Annotated in this window: 19 protein-coding genes; 8 read left to right on the top strand and 11 right to left on the bottom strand. The window is 67.7% G+C overall.

Translation table 11 applies throughout. From position 1 onward, the window contains the following. Positions 1 to 117: 117 nt before the first annotated feature. A complete protein-coding gene (gene sucD, locus AC0IZS_RS07750) occupies positions 118 to 1014 on the bottom strand; it encodes a succinate--CoA ligase subunit alpha (protein ID WP_007860711.1) in 897 nt (298 codons plus the stop codon). Positions 1015 to 1029: 15 nt separating this feature from the next. Next, entirely contained in the window at positions 1030 to 2190 is a 1161-nt protein-coding gene (gene sucC / locus AC0IZS_RS07755) for an ADP-forming succinate--CoA ligase subunit beta (RefSeq protein ID WP_471635096.1), read from the bottom strand. A gap of 191 nt (positions 2191 to 2381) precedes the next feature. Between sucC and argC the strand changes: the two genes are divergently transcribed. After that, positions 2382 to 3314 carry an N-acetyl-gamma-glutamyl-phosphate reductase gene (gene argC / locus AC0IZS_RS07760; protein WP_471635097.1) on the top strand — a complete coding sequence of 311 codons (933 nt, stop codon included), beginning with the start codon at positions 2382 to 2384 and terminating at the stop codon, positions 3312 to 3314. Here argC and recX read toward each other — a convergent pair. Beyond that, complete coding sequence (gene recX, locus AC0IZS_RS07765) at positions 3311 to 3766, bottom strand: recombination regulator RecX (protein ID WP_471635098.1); 456 nt, start codon at positions 3764 to 3766, stop codon at positions 3311 to 3313. The genes argC and recX overlap by 4 nt on opposite strands. 111 nt (positions 3767 to 3877) lie before the next feature. Continuing rightward, complete coding sequence (gene recA, locus AC0IZS_RS07770) at positions 3878 to 4960, bottom strand: recombinase RecA (RefSeq protein ID WP_471635099.1); 1083 nt, start codon at positions 4958 to 4960, stop codon at positions 3878 to 3880. A 141-nt stretch (positions 4961 to 5101) separates the two neighbouring features. Here recA and AC0IZS_RS07775 point away from each other — a divergent pair, with 141 nt between their 5' ends. Then, complete coding sequence (locus tag AC0IZS_RS07775; RefSeq protein ID WP_471635100.1) at positions 5102 to 5626, top strand: MarR family winged helix-turn-helix transcriptional regulator; 525 nt, start codon at positions 5102 to 5104, stop codon at positions 5624 to 5626. Positions 5627 to 5633: 7 nt separating this feature from the next. Here the strand turns inward: AC0IZS_RS07775 and AC0IZS_RS07780 are convergent, their stop codons facing one another. The 3 genes from AC0IZS_RS07780 to AC0IZS_RS07790 form a co-directional block, all read right to left on the bottom strand. Next, entirely contained in the window at positions 5634 to 6140 is a 507-nt protein-coding gene (locus AC0IZS_RS07780) for a Clp protease N-terminal domain-containing protein (RefSeq protein WP_471635101.1), read from the bottom strand. A gap of 17 nt (positions 6141 to 6157) precedes the next feature. Next, the gene (locus AC0IZS_RS07785) at positions 6158 to 6370 is read right to left on the bottom strand and encodes a helix-turn-helix domain-containing protein (RefSeq protein WP_471635102.1); all 213 of its coding nucleotides are present in this window, start codon (positions 6368 to 6370) and stop codon (positions 6158 to 6160) included. Positions 6371 to 6437: 67 nt separating this feature from the next. Beyond that, the gene (locus AC0IZS_RS07790) at positions 6438 to 7364 is read right to left on the bottom strand and encodes a LysR substrate-binding domain-containing protein (RefSeq protein ID WP_471635103.1); all 927 of its coding nucleotides are present in this window, start codon (positions 7362 to 7364) and stop codon (positions 6438 to 6440) included. 108 nt (positions 7365 to 7472) lie between these two features. Here AC0IZS_RS07790 and AC0IZS_RS07795 point away from each other — a divergent pair, with 108 nt between their 5' ends. From AC0IZS_RS07795 to AC0IZS_RS07820, 6 genes are all read left to right on the top strand, one after another. Then, positions 7473 to 8438, top strand: coding sequence for a tripartite tricarboxylate transporter substrate binding protein BugE (locus AC0IZS_RS07795; RefSeq protein WP_471635104.1), 966 nt, complete (start codon positions 7473 to 7475; stop codon positions 8436 to 8438). A gap of 140 nt (positions 8439 to 8578) precedes the next feature. Beyond that, positions 8579 to 9511: an N-formylglutamate amidohydrolase gene (locus AC0IZS_RS07800; protein WP_471635105.1), complete on the top strand. Its 933-nt coding sequence runs from the start codon at positions 8579 to 8581 to the stop codon at positions 9509 to 9511. Positions 9512 to 9612: 101 nt separating this feature from the next. Continuing rightward, the gene (locus AC0IZS_RS07805) at positions 9613 to 10287 is read left to right on the top strand and encodes a response regulator (protein WP_471635106.1); all 675 of its coding nucleotides are present in this window, start codon (positions 9613 to 9615) and stop codon (positions 10285 to 10287) included. Positions 10288 to 10316: 29 nt separating this feature from the next. Further along, positions 10317 to 11765 (top strand): sensor histidine kinase N-terminal domain-containing protein, encoded by a 1449-nt coding sequence (locus AC0IZS_RS07810; protein WP_471635107.1) that lies wholly within the window; start codon positions 10317 to 10319, stop codon positions 11763 to 11765. 78 nt (positions 11766 to 11843) lie between these two features. After that, entirely contained in the window at positions 11844 to 12860 is a 1017-nt protein-coding gene (locus AC0IZS_RS07815; protein WP_471635108.1) for an MBL fold metallo-hydrolase, read from the top strand. A 120-nt stretch (positions 12861 to 12980) separates the two neighbouring features. Then, a complete protein-coding gene (locus AC0IZS_RS07820; RefSeq protein WP_471635109.1) occupies positions 12981 to 13949 on the top strand; it encodes a tripartite tricarboxylate transporter substrate-binding protein in 969 nt (322 codons plus the stop codon). 34 nt (positions 13950 to 13983) lie between these two features. Here AC0IZS_RS07820 and AC0IZS_RS07825 read toward each other — a convergent pair whose 3' ends face one another. The 4 genes from AC0IZS_RS07825 to AC0IZS_RS07840 all read right to left on the bottom strand — a co-directional run bounded on the left by AC0IZS_RS07825 (position 13984) and on the right by AC0IZS_RS07840 (position 16918). After that, on the bottom strand, positions 13984 to 14727 hold the full coding sequence (locus AC0IZS_RS07825; protein WP_471635110.1) for a DUF6882 domain-containing protein: 744 nt from the start codon (positions 14725 to 14727) through the stop codon (positions 13984 to 13986). A 73-nt stretch (positions 14728 to 14800) separates the two neighbouring features. Beyond that, positions 14801 to 15466 (bottom strand): SPOR domain-containing protein, encoded by a 666-nt coding sequence (locus AC0IZS_RS07830; protein ID WP_471635111.1) that lies wholly within the window; start codon positions 15464 to 15466, stop codon positions 14801 to 14803. Positions 15467 to 15479: 13 nt separating this feature from the next. Beyond that, positions 15480 to 16334: a biotin--[acetyl-CoA-carboxylase] ligase gene (locus AC0IZS_RS07835; protein WP_471635112.1), complete on the bottom strand. Its 855-nt coding sequence runs from the start codon at positions 16332 to 16334 to the stop codon at positions 15480 to 15482. Next, on the bottom strand, positions 16331 to 16918 hold the full coding sequence (locus tag AC0IZS_RS07840) for an SET domain-containing protein (RefSeq protein ID WP_471635113.1): 588 nt from the start codon (positions 16916 to 16918) through the stop codon (positions 16331 to 16333). Before AC0IZS_RS07840 ends, AC0IZS_RS07835 begins: the two co-directional genes overlap by 4 nt. Positions 16919 to 17012: the final 94 nt, after the last annotated feature.

Raw genomic sequence — 17012 nt, forward strand, 5'->3', positions numbered from 1 at the left:
TTATGAATGCAAGAAGCGCCCGGAACCGGGGTTCCGGGCGCTTCTCTTTTTGGAGCGGCCAGTGTATCGAGCGCCTGCGCCCGATGCGTCCGTAATTGTGCTTACGGACGGGTGTGCTTACTTGAGTTGGGCCTTGAGCAGCTTGCCCAGTTCCGAAGGGTTGCGTGTGATGATGAAGCCGGACTCTTCCATGATGGCCAGCTTGGCATCGGCCGTGTCGGCACCACCGGAGATCAGCGCGCCGGCATGGCCCATGCGCTTGCCGGGAGGCGCCGTCACGCCAGCGATGAAGCCGACGATGGGCTTCTTCATGTTGGCCTTGCACCACTGGGCGGCTTCGGCTTCATCGGGTCCGCCGATTTCGCCGATCATGATCACCGCATCGGTGTCCGGATCGTCGTTGAAAGCCTTCATCACGTCGATGTGCTTCAAGCCATTGATGGGGTCACCACCAATGCCCACGGCGCTCGACTGGCCCAGGCCCACTTCGGTCAGCATGGCCACGGCTTCGTACGTCAGCGTGCCAGAGCGGCTGACCACGCCGATGCGGCCCTTGCGGTGGATGTGACCGGGCATGATGCCGATCTTGATCTCGTCGGGCGTGATCAGGCCAGGGCAGTTGGGGCCCAGCAGCAAGGTCTTCTTGCCGCCGGCGGCTTCCTTGGCCTTCATCTTGTTGCGCACTTCGAGCATGTCGCGCACCGGGATGCCTTCGGTGATGCAGATGGCCAGGTCCAGGTCGGCTTCAACGGCTTCCCAGATGGCGGCAGCAGCGCCTGCGGGCGGCACGTAGATCACCGACACGGTGGCGCCGGTCTGCGTCGCGGCTTCCTTGACGGAGGCGTAGATCGGGATGTTGAAGATCGACTCGCCGGCCTTCTTGGGGTTCACGCCTGCCACGAAGGCGTTCTTGCCGTTCGCGTATTCCTGGCACTTTTCGGTGTGGAACTGGCCCGTCTTGCCCGTGATGCCCTGGGTGATGACCTTGGTGTCTTTGTTGATGTAGATCGACATGTGTGTTCTCCGGGCTTACTTGACGGCAGCAACGATCTTGGTCGCAGCTTCGGCCATGGTGTCTGCGGCGATGATGGGCAGGCCGGACTCGGCCAGCATCTTCTTGCCCAGTTCTTCGTTGGTGCCCTTCATGCGCACGACCAGCGGCACGTTCAGGTTCACGGCCTTGCAGGCGGTGATCACGCCGGTGGCGATGGTGTCGCACTTCATGATGCCGCCGAAGATGTTGACCAGGATGCCTTCGACCTTGGGGTTCTTGAGCATGATCTTGAAGGCTTCGGTCACCTTCTCGGGGGTGGCACCGCCGCCCACGTCCAGGAAGTTGGCCGGCTCGCCGCCGAACAGCTTGATGGTGTCCATGGTGGCCATGGCCAGGCCGGCGCCGTTGACCAGGCAACCGATGTTGCCGTCCAGGCTGATGTAGGCCAGGTCGAACTTGGAGGCTTCCACTTCGGCCGGGTCTTCTTCGTCCAGATCACGGAAGGCCACGATCTCGGGGTGGCGGAACAGGGCGTTGGCATCGAAGTTGAACTTCGCGTCCAGAGCCATCAGGTTGCCCTTGGAGTCGCAGTTCAGCGGGTTGATTTCCACCAGCGACGCGTCGGTTTCCATGTAGCACTTGTAGATCTTGGCGAAGATGTCTACGGCCTGGTCGATGGAAGCGCCGGTCAGGCCAATGGCTGCGGCCACCTTCTTGCTTTGTTCGACGGTGATGCCGGTCAGGGGATCGATCATCTCGGTGATGATCTTCTCGGGCGTGGAGTGGGCCACTTCCTCGATGTCCATGCCGCCTTCGCTCGAAGCGATCAGCGCGACCTTCTGCGTGCCGCGGTCGGTGACCAGCGAGACGTACAGTTCGTTCTTGATGTCGGCGCCGTCTTCGATGTACAGGCGGCGGACCTTCTGGCCTTCGGGGCCGGTCTGGTGCGTCTTGAGCTGCATGCCCAGGATTTCGCCAGAAATGCGCTTGACGTCGTCAATGGTCTTGGCGACCTTGACGCCGCCGCCCTTGCCACGGCCACCGGCGTGGATCTGGGCCTTGACGACCCACACGGGGCCGCCGAGTTTCTGGGCTGCTTCGACGGCTTCTTGCACCGTGAACGCGGGAATGCCACGCGGAACGGGCACACCAAAATTGCGCAAGATTTCCTTGCCTTGGTATTCGTGAATCTTCATGAGGTCTCTCTCAGGGAAGGGTGGTATTTACCCGTTTACCATGAACAGGTGTCTGGCCGCGGGCTTGGGGCATGGCAACCTTCGACTGTATCATGCTGCGACGCACCATCCCTTGTGCCTAACACGTACAGCGTTGACGTCCATCCATTCTTACCCGGCAGTCCACGCTGCCAGACCAGCAGGAGCACCCCATGTCCAGAGTCTTTATTGATGGCGAAGCCGGCACCACGGGCCTGCAGATCCGCGAGCGCCTGCAGGCCATGCCCGAGGTCGAGCTGGTCAGCATCGCGCCCGAGCTGCGCAAGGACCCCGCCGCCAAGCGCGAGCTGATCGCCGGGGTGGACCTGGTCGTGCTGTGCCTGCACGACGACGCCGCGCGCGAGACCGTGGCCATGGTGGACGGCATCGAACAGGCCGGTGGCCGCAAGATCAAGATCATCGACGCCAGCACGGCCCACCGCATCGCGCCCGGCTGGGTGTTCGGCTTTCCCGAGCTGACCGCCGGCCAGCCCGAGGCCGTGGCCGCCGCCACGCGCGTGGCCAACCCCGGCTGCTATGCCACGGGCGCCATCGCACTGCTGCGCCCCCTGGTCGACGCCGGCCTGGTGCCGGCCGACTTCCCGCTGGCCCTGCCCTCGGTCAGTGGCTACTCGGGCGGCGGGCGCACCATGATCGAGGCCTACCAGAAGGGCGAGGCCCCGCTGTTCGAGCTGTATGCCCTGGGCCTGGCACACAAGCACCTGCCCGAGATCATGCGCTACACCGGCATCACGCGCCGGCCCATCTTCGTGCCCTCGGTGGGCAATTTCGAGCAGGGCATGCTGGTGCAACTGCCCCTGCACCTCGACACCCTGCCCGGCGCCCCCAAGGCCAGCGACCTGCACGACGCCCTGGCGGCGCACTATGCCAAGAGCAACACCCCCGAGCAATGGGTCAGCGTGCTGCCGGCCACCGCCGACGGCAAGCTCGATGCCCTGGCGCTCAACAACACCAACAAGCTCGAGTTGCGCGTGTTCGCCAACGAGACCTACCGCCACGCGGTGCTGGTGGCACGCCTGGACAACCTGGGCAAGGGTGCCAGCGGGGCGGCGGTGCAGAACCTCAAGCTGATGCTGGGCATCTAAACGTCATCATCCCCCACGCCGCGCACCACGCGGCGCACGACGTCGGCCGAGAAGCCCCGCGACATCAGAAAGCGCACCTGCTTGGCGCGCCCCTGCGGGTCGGCGGCGGGCTCGCCGAAGCGGCGGCGCCACACCTCGCGGGCGCGGGCCAGCTCCGTGTCCTGCAGCTGTGCCACGGCCTGCTGCACGGCCTCGCCGCCGATGCCCTTGGACTGCAGCTCCTGGCGGATGCGTGCCGCCCCCATGCGGCCCGCACGCTGGTGTAGCACCGAGGCCACCACGCGCTCCTCGCTGATGAAGTCCCGGGCCTCCAGCTCGCTCAGCACGGCCTCGAGGTCTTCGCCCTCCTGCACATGCGGGCGCAGTTTGCGCAGCAGCTCGGCGCGCGAGTGCTCGCGCTGGCCCAGCAACCGCAGCGCGCGGCCCTTCAGGGAAACGGTGTCAAAGCCCATGGGTTTGGTTGGCAGGCAGCCAGGCAATGGTCCAATGCACAGCGGCCATTGCCGCAACACTGCGCAATGGCCGCCCAGGTGTGTTGCAGTGGCGCCCAATGCGCCGCCGCATCACTCGTCCGAATCGCCTGCCGGGGCAGCCGCTTGCAGCCCGTCGGGCAGCAGCGCAATGCCCAGCCCTTCGCGCACCTTGTTCTCGATCTCACGGGCGAGGTCGGGGTTCTCGCGCAGGAACTCGCGCGCGTTGTCACGGCCCTGGCCGATCTTCTCGCCGTTGTAGGCATACCAGGCGCCCGACTTCTCGACGATCTTGGCGGTCACGCCCATGTCGATGATCTCGCCCTCGCGGCTGATGCCCTCGCCGAACAGGATGTCGAACTCGGCCGTCTTGAAGGGCGGGCTCACCTTGTTCTTGACCACCTTGACCTTGGTCTCGTTGCCGATGGCTTCGTCGCCCTTCTTGATGGTGCCGGTGCGGCGGATGTCCAGGCGCACCGAGGCGTAGAACTTGAGCGCATTGCCGCCGGTGGTGGTTTCGGGGCTGCCGAACATCACGCCGATCTTCATGCGGATCTGGTTGATGAAGATGACCGTGCAGTTGGTCTTCTTGATCGTGGCCGTCAGCTTGCGCAGCGCCTGGCTCATCAGGCGGGCCTGCAGGCCGGGCAGGGCATCGCCCATCTCGCCTTCAATTTCGGCCTTGGGCGTGAGCGCGGCGACCGAGTCGATGACGATCAGGTCCACGGCGCCCGAGCGCACCAGGCTGTCCACGATTTCCAGGGCCTGTTCACCCGTGTCGGGCTGGCTGATCAGCATGTCGGACAGCTGCACGCCCAGCTTCTGGGCGTACTGCACGTCCAGTGCGTGCTCGGCGTCGACGAAGGCACAGGTGCCGCCCAGCTTCTGCATCTCGGCAATCACCTGCAGGGTGAGCGTGGTCTTGCCCGAGGATTCCGGGCCGTAGATCTCGATCACGCGGCCGCGCGGCAGTCCGCCCACGCCCAGGGCGATGTCCAGGCCCAGCGAGCCGGTGGAGACCACCTGGATGTCCTCGATCACCTCGCCTTCGCCCAGGCGCATGATGGTGCCCTTGCCGAATTGCTTCTCGATCTGGGCCAGTGCAGCCGCCAGCGCCTTGGCCTTTTCGGTGTTGACGGGAAGGGGGGGGTTGGTGCCTTTGACTGCGACGTCCATGAAAAACTCCTTGAAAAACAACGGGTTGGATGTTTGCACCTCGTCTGCAATTAACTACAGGCTGGATGCTTGAACAGTAGTTTATGCGAGCCGTTGGATTGCATCAATGCACTATTTAGTCAGTTTGCCTGACAATGCCGCATGCCTGATTTCCTGCCCGCGGCACCGCCGCCCAGCCCCGCCGAGGATGGCTGGCGCCAGACCCACCTGGGCCGCCTGCTCGGCCACGCCATGCGCCGCTTCGACGCCCGGGTGCTGCAGCTCATGGCGCACAACGTGGAGGTGCCGCTGGCCCTGTCCAACCTGGCCGCACGCGACCAGGTGAGCGCGGCGCACGTCCACATCACGCGCCACCTGGCGCTGCAGGGCGACCGCCTGACCGACCTGGCCCAGCGCGCCGGCATGAGCAAGCAGGCCATGGCCACCCTGGTGGACCAGTGCGAGGCCTGGGGCCTGATCACGCGCGCGGCGGACCCGCTCGATGCACGCGCTCGGCGTGTGTGCTTCACCCCCACGGGGCTGGCGTGGCTGCAGGCCTTTCGCGATGCAGTGGCCCAGGCCGAGGCGGAGTTCCGCAGCGAAGTGGGCAAGGACGTGGCCACGGTGGTGGCCATCGGGCTGGAGGCCTATGCGGGCGGTGATGCCGCTGGCACGCAGGCGCCGTGAACCCCGCTTAGCTGGCCGATGGCACCTGGGCCCGGGCGGCCAACACCAGCCTGGCGGCATCGATCCCCAGGGCGCGCAGCGTGCGCGCCGCCACGCCCTGCGGCATGGTGGCGACAACGGCCACCACGTGCGCCCCCAGCAAGGGGCCTGCCTGCTCCTTGCTTGAGCGGGCGAGTGCCTGCACCAGTTCCTGGCCCGAAGGCTGGGCGCGGTACAGCCCGGCCGCTGCAGGAGCCTGCAGTGCGGCCGCTGGCGGCAACGGGGCTTGCACCCCCACGGATTGCAAGGCGTCGCGGTACTGCCGCTCAATGGCCTCGCCCACCGCCGCCGGGTCGGCGCCAACACTCTCGAACGCCCGCCGCGCCGAGCCGTCGGGCAGGTCGATGGCGGCGAGCAGGAAATGCTCTGCGCCCGGCGCGGCCTGGCCACGCGACCGGGCATGTGCCTCGGCGCCCGTGCACAGCCGGCTCAGGGTGCGCATGCTCTGGAAACGGTGCTGCAGTTGGCGGAACATGGTGAAACTCCTTTGTCTCAGGATCGGGAAACATGGGCGGACAGCCGCTTGTGCGCAGCCTGCTTGCTGACACCCAGGGCCTGAGCGATCTGCGCCCAGGACCAGCCCTGCGCCAGCGCGGCCGCCACGGCGCCGGCTTCCAGCCGGTCGGCCACTAGCCGCAAGGCCACCACGGCGGCCAGCGCAGCCTCGGGGTCTTCGGGCGAGGGAAGGGGAGAGGGTGCCTGCATGTCGTCAACTTTAGTTGACAACCCAGAGTTCGTCAACCATCGTTGACGAGCCGACAGGCCAGGGTGCCTATGCAGACGGCAGCGGGGCAGCGGAAGCAGGTTCGGCACAGGCCAGCAGCCACTGGCGGAACTGCTGCAGGGTCTGCAGCTGGTTGCGCCCCTCGGGGTAGCAGAACCAGTAGCCGACCTCGCTTTGGTAGCCGCAGCCGGGCAGGGGCTCGCGCACAAGGCCGCTGGTGATCTCGTCCTGCACCAGGCAGCGCGGCACCAGCGCCAGGCCCATGCCGGCCATCACCGCGCGGATCATCGACTGGAACTGGTCGAACTGCGGGCCCGCCAGCGGGTTGAGCCCCTGCACGCCATGCGTTTCGCTCCAGCGCAGCCAGGCCTCGGGCACCGTCACATGGCGCAGCAGGGTGTGGCGCGCCACGTCGCGCGGGTGGTCGATGGCCCAGTCCGCCACGCGGGTGCGCGGTGCGATCAGCGCCACGTCCTGGCCCGTGAGGTAGTGGGCATGCGCACCGGGCCAATGGCCGTCACCGAAGAGGATGGCGCAGTCGAGTTCGGGCCGCTCGAAGTTGTAGCTGTGCACGTAGGGCACGAAGTGCAGCGTGACCTGCGGGTGCTGCTGCTGGAACTGCGGCAAGCGCGGAATGAGCCACTTGGCCGCAAAGGTCGGCAGGCTCGACAGGTGCAGCGCGCCACCACCGTCGTCGCTGGTGATCAGTTCCAGCGTGGCCGCCTCCAGTTGCGCCAGCACGGCCCGCACCGCCTTCTCATAGCGCTCGCCCGCAGGCGTGAGCGCCAGGCGCTTGCGGCTGCGCTCGAACAGCGGCACACCCACCCAGCCCTCCAGCTCCTTGACCTGCTTGCTCACCGCGCTCTGCGTCAGGTGCAGGGCCTCGGCCGCGCGCGAAACGCCGCCGAACCGGGTCACGGTGGAAAAGGCCCGCAGCAGATGCAGGGGTGGCGAAAGGCGTCTGAGGGAAGACATAGTAAGTTCTCAAATCATTCCATATCGGAATGTTATCAGGCACATCCATTGCTTGGTAGGTGGCACTGGATCATTTAATCTCAAACCCCCTCCATAGGAAAACCACCCATGAAACGCCGTCACCTGCTCACCACCCTGGCTGCTGCATCTTTCATTCCTGGAATATCTTTGGCGCAAGATGCCAAGCCCCTGCGCATCGTCGTGCCCTTCCCGCCCGGCGGCGCCACCGACATCACCGTGCGCGCACTGCAGGAGTCGCTCACCCGCATCCTCAAGCAGCCCGTGGTGCTGGACAACCGCGCCGGCGCAGGCGGCTCGATCGGCATGGCCGAGGTGGCGCGCGCCCCGGCGGACGGCCTCACGCTGGGCGTGGCCACCCTGTCCACCCACGGCGTGAACCCCGCCGTCTACAGCAAGCTGCCCTACAACCCGATCAAGGACTTCGTGGGCGTGACCGAGATCGTCAAGGCCCCCGGCGTGGTCGTGGTGAACCCCGCCGCCCTCCCAGTCAAGGACTTCGCCGACCTGGTGAAGTACCTCAAGGCCAACCCCGGCAAGGTGTCCTTCGCGACGCCCGGCAACGGCACCATCGGCCACATGTGGGGCGAGCTGTTCAAGAGCAGCACGGGCACCTCCATGGTGCATATCCCCTACCGTGGTGCAGGCCCGGCCATCAACGACGTGCTGGCCGGCCAGGTGGCGGTGTACTTCGACCAGGTGGCCTCCTCGCTGCCGCACATCAAGTCGGGCAAGCTCAAGGCATTGGCGGTCTCGTGGCCCACGCGGCTTGACGTGCTGCCGGACGTCCCCACCTATGCACAACTGGGTTTTGCCAACAACAACGACCCCTCGTGGTTCGGCCTGGTGGCCCCTGCGGGCACCCCCGCCGCAGCCGTGGACCGCATCCAGCAGGCCGTGGCCCAGACATTGCAGGAACCTGCGGTGCGTGAGCGCCTGGCCGGCCAGGGCCTGTACCCCTCGGGCACCACGCCCAAGGAGTTCTCGGCCCAGCTGGTGCGCGAGATCGAGAAGATGAAGCGCGTGGCCGCCTACGCCAAGATCGCGCTCGACTGACAACACCCCGCCGGCCCCTGAAGCAAAGGGCCGGCAAAGGCCACAGCCGGCGGGACTGCGGAATCCTTTCAGGGATAACCATAGTCTCCAACCGGTCCGGGCGGCTAGGCCAGCCGCCCCTTATTGCGCACACTCTGCCTATGCATGCCGCTTTGAAACTGATCAACCGACGATTCCAGCAGGCCCAGCCCGGTGCCACCGGTTCCCCCGGCACTCCGCTGGCGCCTGCGGCAACCTTCACCTACCTGCCCGGCACCACCGCACTGGTGCTCGACTCGCCGCACAGCGGCACCCGTTACCCCGACGACTTCGGATCCGCCTGCGACCTGCCCACGCTGCGCCGCGCCGAGGACACCCATGTCGAGAAGATCTACGACTTCGCTCCCGCGCTGGGCGTGGCCTGGGTGGAAGCCCATTTCCCGCGCATCTACCTCGATGCCAACCGCGACACCACCGAACTCGACACCACGCTGCTCGACGGTGAGTGGACCGATCCCATCTCCACCGATCCCCGCGTGCTTTCCAAGGTGCGCCTGGGCAAGGGCCTGATCTGGAAGTTCACCGACGAAGGCGAGCCCATCTACAACCGGCAGCTGTCAGTCGACGAAGTGCGCGCACGCATCGACCGCTGCTGGCGGCCCTACCACGGCGCCGTGCAGCAGGCCATCGCCGCCGCGCACGCTCGCCACGGCTACAGCATCCACATCAACTGCCACTCCATGCCTGCCGTGGCCGCCAGCCACGCCACCGACTTCCCGGGCCTGGTGCATGCCGACTTCGTGGTCGGCGACCGCGACGGCAGCACCGCGAACCCCGCTCTCTCGGCCCTGGTCTGCGAGCACCTGCGCGAGCGCGGCTACAGCGTGGAGTACAACCACCCCTACAAGGGCGTGGAACTCGTGCGCCGCTACAGCAACCCGGCCGGCCAGCGCCACAGCATCCAGCTGGAGATCAACCGCAAGCTGTACATGGACGAGACCACGCTGGCCCAGCACCCCGAAGGCATGGACCGGTTGCGTGCCGACCTGCGCGCGCTGGTGGACACGCTGCTGGCCCACGACCCGCGGGCCTGACCGGGCACCCGCGGGCCGCTGCGCCCGGGCGGCGGTGCGCGCCTAGAATCCAGGGAAAGGCCCGGCAGCAGACCGAAGCCGCCCACCAGGAGACAACCCGCATGCGCATCCTCATTGCCGAAGACGACCAGGTGCTGGCCGATGGCCTGCTGCGCACCTTGCGCAGCTCCGGTGCCGTGGTCGACCACGTGGCCAGCGGCAGCGAGGCCGATGCCGCGCTGATGACCAACAACGAGTTCGACCTGCTGATTCTGGACCTGGGTCTGCCGCGCATGCACGGCCTGGAGGTGCTCAAGAAGCTGCGCAGCCGCGGCTCGGCCCTGCCGGTGCTGATCCTCACCGCCGCCGACAGCGTGGAAGAACGCGTCAAGGGCCTGGACTTCGGCGCCGACGACTACATGGCCAAGCCTTTCAGCCTGCAAGAGCTCGAAGCCCGCGTGCGCGCGCTCACGCGCCGCGGCATGGGCGGCACCAGCAGCGCCATCAAGCACGGCCCCCTGGTCTACGACCAGGCCGGCCGGGTGGCCACCATCGACGGCAAGATGGTCGAGCTGTCGGCGCGCGAGCTCGGCCTGCTCGAAGTGCTGCTGCAGCGCGCGGGCCGCCTGGTGAGCAAGGAGCAGTTGGTCGAGCGCCTGTGCGAATGGGGCGAGGAGGTCAGCAACAACGCCATCGAGGTGTACATCCATCGCCTGCGCAAGAAGATCGAGCGCGGCCCGATCCGCATCGCCACCGTGCGCGGCCTGGGCTACTGTCTGGAAAAAATCCAGAGCTAGCCCCTTTTGCCCCCCAGCCCGGCATTGCCTTGAAAATCTTTCAGCGCGAGCAGCGCTCCCTGTTCGGCGAGATCCTGGACTGGATGCTCACGCCGCTGCTGCTGCTGTGGCCCGTGAGCCTGGCGCTGACCTGGCTGGTGGCCCAGGGCCTGGCCAACAAGCCCTTCGACCGGGCGCTGGAGTACAACGCCCATGCCCTGGCCCAGCTCGTGGGGGTACAGAAGGGCACGGTGCAGTTCAACCTGCCCCAGCCCGCCAGCGAAATCCTGCGTGCCGACGATTCCGACGTGGTGTACTACCAGGTCAAAGGCGTGGGCGGCGAGTTCCTCTCGGGCGAGCGCGAACTGCCAGCGCCCCCTTCCGACGAAGTGCCCATGCCCGGCGAGGTTCGGCTGCGCGACGCCGAACTGCGCGGCATCGACATCCGCGTGGCCTACATCTGGGTGCGCCTGGCCCTCAAGGACAGCCCGCTGGCCTTGGTGCAGGTGGCCGAGACACGCGAGAAGCGCAGCGTGCTGGCCACCGAAATCATCAAGGGCGTGATGCTGCCGCAGTTCGTGATCCTGCCGCTGGCGGTGCTGCTGGTGTGGCTGGCGCTGGCGCGCGGCATCCAGCCGCTGAACCAGCTGGAGCAGCGCATCCGCGCGCGCAACCCCGACGACCTCTCGCCGCTGGACGACCGCACCGTGCCGCTGGAGGTGGCGCCGCTGGTCGCCTCGGTGAACGACCTGCTGACGCGCCTGCACGACTCTCTGGCCACACAAAAACGCTTTTTGGCAGATGCCGCCCACCAGCTCAAGACGCCTCTGGCGGGCCTGCGCATGCAGGCCGACCTGGCGCAGCGCGAGGGCACCAGCACCGAAGAACTCAAGCGCTCGCTGCAGCAGATCGGCCGCTCCAGCATCCGCGCCACGCACACCGTCAACCAGCTGCTGGCCCTGGCACGCGCCGAAGGCAGCGGCGTGGGTTTTGCGCGCCAGCCCTGCGACCTGGCGCGCCTGGCCATCGAAGTAGTGCGCGACTCGGTGCCGCGCGCGCTCGAAAAGCACATCGACCTGGGCTACGACGGCGCCGAGCCCGGCTCGCCCGGCGTATGGGTGGACGGCAACCCCACGCTGCTCAAGGAGCTGGTGCGCAACCTGGTGGACAACGCGCTCAACTACACCCCGTCGGCACCCGACCGGCCTGGCGTGGTCACCGCGCGCGTGCTGGCCGACACCTTCGGCCGGGTGTTGCTGCTGCAAGTGGAGGACTCGGGACCGGGCGTGCCCGAGTCCGAGCGCGACCTGGTCTTTCAGCCGTTCTACCGCGCGCTGGGCAGCGATGCGGACGGATCGGGCCTGGGCCTGCCCATCGTGCTGGAGATCGCACGCAAGCACGGGGCCGAGGTGCAGCTCGAAGACGCCCACCCCGGCATGCAGCCGCCGGGGGCGCGCTTCAGCGTGCGCTTTGCGGCCAGCGAGCACATGCCCGCCTGAACTGGGGCCTTGGCCCACGGGGCCGACCGGGAACACCGGTTTGAGGCATCATGAAAATCCCGTTCTGCCGGATGCCCCATGCCTGCTTCTCCCGCTTCGCCGCCGCGCCGCTTTCGCAACACCGATGACCAGGTCGTGATTGGCAATTTCCCCTGGTACGAGATGGCATGGCGCTCACTGCGCGGGGATTTCAAGCCGCGCAGCGAGCCCACCGGGGGCTACGCGCGCTTCGTGCGCGACTGGACCCAGCCCGTGGACCATGCGCTGCTGGCACAACCGCACGAGGCGCCGGTGGTCACCTGGCTCGGCCATGTCTCCATGCTGCTGCAAGTGGCGGGGCTGAACGTGCTGATCGACCCCACGCTGGCCAGCCATGCGGGCCCGCTGGGGCGTTTCGGCGCGCCGCGGCGCGTGCCGCCGCCGCTCACGCCGGAGCAACTACCGCGCATCGATGCGGTGCTGGTCTCGCACAACCACTACGACCACCTGTGCAGCGCCACCTTGAAGCGCCTGCGCGCAGCAGAGCAGAACCCGCGCTTCATCGTGCCGATGGGGCTCAGGGACTGGTTCGTGCGCCGCGGGATGGACAACACCGTCGAGCTCGACTGGTGGAACGCCGTGGAACTGGCACCGGGTGTGCGCGTGTACTTCACCCCCGCCCAGCACTGGAGCCGCCGCAGCCTGAACGACACCAATGCCTCGCTGTGGGGCGGCTACCTGCTCGAATGGAGCCGTCCCGGTGCGGCAGAGCCCTGGCGCTTCCTGTTCCCGGGCGACACAGGCTACAGCGGCGATTTCAAGGCCATCCGCCAGCGCCTGGGCGCCGTGGACTTCCTGGCCCTGCCGATCGGCGCCTACCTGCCGCGCGACTTCATGAAGCCCATGCACGTGAACCCGGCCGACGCCGTGCAACTGATGCTGGACGTGGAGGCGCGCCAGGCCATGGGCGTGCACTGGGGCACCTTTGCACTCACCCAGGAGGCCTTCGACCACCCGCCGCGCGACCTGGCAGCAGCGCTGGCCGAGCGTGGTGTGCCGGCCGAGCGCGTCTGGCTCATGCGGCACGGGGAGACGCGGGCGATCCCGTTGGAGTAGCCATCGCAGGCGTGGCACGACCGGGACATTCCTGCCAGGACTATGCTGAGTGCCAAACGTCGTTATCCACGGCGGCACGAACTCTCCAGAATGGGCCTTTCACCATCTACAAGGCCCCCGATGAAACGACGCACTCTGTTGACCGGGGCCGTCCCCATTGCATGGGCTGCAGGCCACGCATGGGCCCAATCCACGGCCGATACGCGCCCGGTGCGGCTGCTGGTTCCGTTTGCAGCCGGCGGCGCCACCGACATCACGGCACGCGCCATCGCGGGTCCGCTGTCGCAGCGGCTGCAGCGGAGCATCACCGTGGAAAACCGCCCCGGCGCGGGCGGCGCCACCTGCATGGCCGAGGTGGCTGCCGCCGCGCCCGATGGGCTGACCCTGGGCATCGCCACGCTGTCCACGCACGGCGTCAACCCTGCGGTCTACCGCCACCTGCCCTACAACATCGACGCCTTCACGCCCATCACCGAAATCGTCAAGGCGCCCGGCGTGCTGGTGGTCCACCCCGACCTGCCGGCGCGGGACTTTGCGCAATTCATCCGCTACGCGAAGGCGCAGCCCGGCAAGGTGGCCTACGCCTCGCCCGGCAACGGCACCATCGGCCACATGTGGGGCGAACTGCTCAAGAGCACGACCAACACCTTCATGACCCACGTACCTTACCGGGGTGCGGCACCGGCGCTGGCCGACGTGGTCGCGGGCAAGGTGCCGGTGTATTTCGACCAGGTGGCCTCGTCTCTACCGCACATCCAGGCCGGTCGGCTGAGGGCCCTGGCCGTGTCGTGGAAGGAGCGGCTGGCCGTGCTGCCGGGGGTTCCCACCTATGCCGAGCTGAGCCTGTTCTCCAGCAACGACCCGTCCTGGTTCGGCCTGGTCGCTCCGGCAGGCATGCCTGCCGCCATGGCGCGGCAGTGGCGCGATGCCGTGGCCGCCGTGCTGCAGGAGCCGGCCGTCAGGGCCCAACTGGCGGACCAGGGGCTGTTCGGTTCCGGCAGCCTGCCCGGGGAGTTCGAAGCGCAGATCCGCAAGGAAGTCGACAAGATGCGGCGCGTGAGCCGCTTCGCGCGCATCGTGCTGGACTGAGGGCCCCAGGATGGCGCAGAGCGCCATCCCAAGGCTACCCCACCGCCCGCACCGACATCAACGCCATGAAGAGGTAGCCATTGTCCGTGGGCGCCCGGTACACCCCGCGCGCACCGAGCACCTGCGCGGCCACGCCCGAAAGCTCCCAGCCATCCGTCACATCCGCATCCCAGCGCGGCACGGTCAGCGGTAGAAAGCCGTGGACCTCGCCCCACTCGCGCACGGCCGGGATGCGGGTCGCCACCTTGGCATGGTTGCTGAAGTTCGCCCAGGCCCATAGCCAGGTACCGCTGGCCTTGGAGACCGAGCCGATGAACTCAATGTCCGCCACGACCCGTGGAGCCCCCTCTTGCGAGAAGGTCAGCGTGCCCTGTGCCTGGTCGTAGTCCCAGCGCTCGAAGCGCGAGATGCCGTGGCCCGATTCGAGCGCCTGCTGCTTGTGGACCAGCGCATGGTGGGCATCGACCACGGCATCTTCCCAGGCGTGCTGCTGGGGCTCGGCCATGGCGCCGACGCTCTGGGCCATGGAGCCCTGGTAGCAGTGGTGGCAGAGGATCTGGAGATCCAGGCAGCCCTCGTTGCGCTCATTCCACTCGCCGCCTTCCTTTTGCAGCTCGGCATCGCAAGCGGCGCACCAGGCGTCCGGGTAGGGGTAGTCGGCCTCGGGGGCGTCACAGAACCAGCGCTGCACGGGGTTGCGGTGCAGGTGCCCGCAGACATAGGTGGGCGTGGCTTCGCCGTGCGCACCACACTGGATGGAAGAGGCTTCTTCGGTCATGGAATCAGGTTCGCAAGGAAAATGGGAACGGCATCGGACGCCACCGCGTGCATGGCCCGCAGGCGCCGGCAGCTCAGCTGCAGCTGCGCAGCGCCTTGCCGGCCAGCGCGCTGCGCAGCGTGTCGAGTTGCGGGCGCAGCGCATCGGTCACGGCGGGCAGGCGCAGGGTGAAGCCCGTGGCTTCGGGACGCTCCTGGATCACGCGGGCGGTGCGCACGCCCTTCTCGCCCAGGGCCACCAGCTCGCGCTTGGCAGCGTCCTCGGTCGCAAAGCGGCCCAGGGACAGGCCGATCTCCAGCGTGCCACCAGGCCGGTCGAAATCCACCTTGCGGGCACGCAGCTCGGCGCGCTTCTTGTCCAGGGCTTCCTGGTCTTCGAAACGGCCCATGTAGACCATCCAGCGGCCTGGCAGGGGCGTGGGCTCCAGCGCCCAGCTGCCCTGTGGCAGGCCGCCAGCGAACGTGCGCAGGGCTTCGGCCTGGCGTTCATCGAACACACCGGCCTGCAGGCACTCGGTGGCCGTGGAGGCCGGTGCGGCTTCGGCCACGGGGGACGGCGGTGCCGGGTTGGTCGGCCGGGCCCGCAGGATCTGCAAGGTCTCGGGACGCAGCTGCTGGCCCAGGCGCTGGGGCTCGCCCTCCTGCACGGGCGCAAAGCCCCATTCGCGCAGATGCCCTTGTGACCAGGCGTAGTAGCCGCCATTGGCCAGCAGCAGGATCAGGATGAGCAGGCGCAGCATGCAGCTCCTTCTTTCATGACGGCAGTGCGGGGCTGGGCCGCACGCTGATTTCCGAACTCGTGATGGCCTGCATGCCAAGGGCGGTCTGCACCAGCAGGGCGCCGTCCTCCCCCACACCATGGGCCGTGCCCGCCTGCCCGTCGCTCAGGGTGACGGCCCGGCCTTGCAGGATGTCGCGCTGCGCGAAGCGGGCCTGCATGGGCGAAAAGCCGTAGCCCTCGAAGGCCTGCAGCATGGCCACCAGGGGCGGCACGATGCGCAGCAGGGCCTCGGGGGCCGTGAGGCCGGGTTCCAGCTCCTGCAGACTGGCCGGGGGCATGCTCATGCCCTCGCCACTGCGCGGCAGCACGTTGATGCCGATGCCCACCACCACATAGCGGGTGGCAGCGCCGGCGCGCGGCGCATCCGGGCTGGCGCTCTGCGGCGCGACAAAGCTGGCGGTCTCGACCAGGATGCCGCCGAGCTTGCGGTCGCCGGTGATCCACAGGTCATTGGGCCACTTCAGTCCGACACGGGGGGGCTGGCCTGCGCCCTCGGGCGGCAGCACCGGCTGCAGGCTCTCGGCCACGCTCACGCCCACGGCCAGGGACAGGCCCGACCAGTCGGCCGGTGCCAGGGGCAGCCCCAGGCTCATCATGAGCGAGGCGCCCACGTCGCTCTGCCAGGCCCGGCCCAGACGCCCGCGCCCTGCGGTCTGCTGCTCGGCCACGAGCAGGGTGGGGTCGCACAGGCCGGCGCGCGCACGGCGCATGAGTTCGGTGTTGGTGGAGTCGATGCTGGGCAGCACCTCGACGGAAAAGCCGGGCAACTGGGGCACCACGGCTTCCCAGAGGGCTTCGGCGGGCCAGTGCAAGGCGAGCGCGGTCATGGCCGGGGATCCCGGGCGGCCTTCGCGGCGCCCTCGCTCTTTTTGTTACCTTTTTTACGCGGTGGCGCTGCCGGCTCGGGCGGCATCGGGGGGCGCCAGCCGCGCTTGGGCGCCAGCAGGGTGCCCCGGCAGTTGTCGCTGCCGCACCAGCAGGGATACTCGGCCTTGAGCTTTTTCGTGTAGGGTTCGTCGATGATCAGGCCGTAGTCGTAGTTGAGCTCTTCACCGGCGGCGATGTTGCACAGCGCGGTGATGAAGATGCGGCCATCGCGCTCGTCGGCATAGCAGTTGGGGTTGCAGCTGTGGTTGATCCAGCGCGAGGAGTTGCCGCCGAACTTCGCGTCGATCACGTGGTCTTCATCCACATGGAAGTAGAAGGTATGGTTGGGCTGCAGGGGATCGTGGGGGTGGCGATCCTGCGCTTCCTCCCAGCCGATCACCTCGCCCGTGTACTCGACAAGGACTTCGCCCTCTGCAATATCCTGCACGGCGAACACGCCATTGCCATGCACGCCCGAGCGCCTGGTCTGGATGCGGCGGCCCGATGGATGGGAAGGGGCGGCGGGCGATGCGGTGCGGGGCATGGCAAAAACTCTGTTAACTTGAATATGCACACATGCGCGTGCGCGTGTACGCGTGAGGCAACGAATTGTAGAAGCGACCGGCCGGATGCCGGAC

The sequence above is a fragment of the Acidovorax sp. AC410 genome (genome assembly GCF_979253235.1).

What these genes read in the sequence shown, in the direction of transcription:
- AC0IZS_RS07795 (WP_471635104.1), top strand. Translation starts at nt 7,473, where the DNA reads ATGAAACGCCGTCACCTGCTCACCACCCTGGCTGCTGCATCTTTCATT.
- AC0IZS_RS07805 (WP_471635106.1), top strand. Translation starts at nt 9,613, where the DNA reads ATGCGCATCCTCATTGCCGAAGACGACCAGGTGCTGGCCGATGGCCTG.
- AC0IZS_RS07815 (WP_471635108.1), top strand. Translation starts at nt 11,844, where the DNA reads ATGCCTGCTTCTCCCGCTTCGCCGCCGCGCCGCTTTCGCAACACCGAT.
- AC0IZS_RS07785 (WP_471635102.1), bottom strand. Translation starts at nt 6,370, where the DNA reads ATGCAGGCACCCTCTCCCCTTCCCTCGCCCGAAGACCCCGAGGCTGCG.
- sucD (WP_007860711.1), bottom strand. Translation starts at nt 1,014, where the DNA reads ATGTCGATCTACATCAACAAAGACACCAAGGTCATCACCCAGGGCATC.
- AC0IZS_RS07775 (WP_471635100.1), top strand. Translation starts at nt 5,102, where the DNA reads ATGCCTGATTTCCTGCCCGCGGCACCGCCGCCCAGCCCCGCCGAGGAT.
- sucC (WP_471635096.1), bottom strand. Translation starts at nt 2,190, where the DNA reads ATGAAGATTCACGAATACCAAGGCAAGGAAATCTTGCGCAATTTTGGT.
- AC0IZS_RS07840 (WP_471635113.1), bottom strand. Translation starts at nt 16,918, where the DNA reads ATGCCCCGCACCGCATCGCCCGCCGCCCCTTCCCATCCATCGGGCCGC.
- AC0IZS_RS07790 (WP_471635103.1), bottom strand. Translation starts at nt 7,364, where the DNA reads ATGTCTTCCCTCAGACGCCTTTCGCCACCCCTGCATCTGCTGCGGGCC.
- recX (WP_471635098.1), bottom strand. Translation starts at nt 3,766, where the DNA reads ATGGGCTTTGACACCGTTTCCCTGAAGGGCCGCGCGCTGCGGTTGCTG.
- argC (WP_471635097.1), top strand. Translation starts at nt 2,382, where the DNA reads ATGTCCAGAGTCTTTATTGATGGCGAAGCCGGCACCACGGGCCTGCAG.
- AC0IZS_RS07800 (WP_471635105.1), top strand. Translation starts at nt 8,579, where the DNA reads ATGCATGCCGCTTTGAAACTGATCAACCGACGATTCCAGCAGGCCCAG.
- AC0IZS_RS07830 (WP_471635111.1), bottom strand. Translation starts at nt 15,466, where the DNA reads ATGCTGCGCCTGCTCATCCTGATCCTGCTGCTGGCCAATGGCGGCTAC.
- AC0IZS_RS07825 (WP_471635110.1), bottom strand. Translation starts at nt 14,727, where the DNA reads ATGACCGAAGAAGCCTCTTCCATCCAGTGTGGTGCGCACGGCGAAGCC.
- AC0IZS_RS07780 (WP_471635101.1), bottom strand. Translation starts at nt 6,140, where the DNA reads ATGTTCCGCCAACTGCAGCACCGTTTCCAGAGCATGCGCACCCTGAGC.
- AC0IZS_RS07820 (WP_471635109.1), top strand. Translation starts at nt 12,981, where the DNA reads ATGAAACGACGCACTCTGTTGACCGGGGCCGTCCCCATTGCATGGGCT.
- AC0IZS_RS07835 (WP_471635112.1), bottom strand. Translation starts at nt 16,334, where the DNA reads ATGACCGCGCTCGCCTTGCACTGGCCCGCCGAAGCCCTCTGGGAAGCC.
- recA (WP_471635099.1), bottom strand. Translation starts at nt 4,960, where the DNA reads ATGGACGTCGCAGTCAAAGGCACCAACCCCCCCCTTCCCGTCAACACC.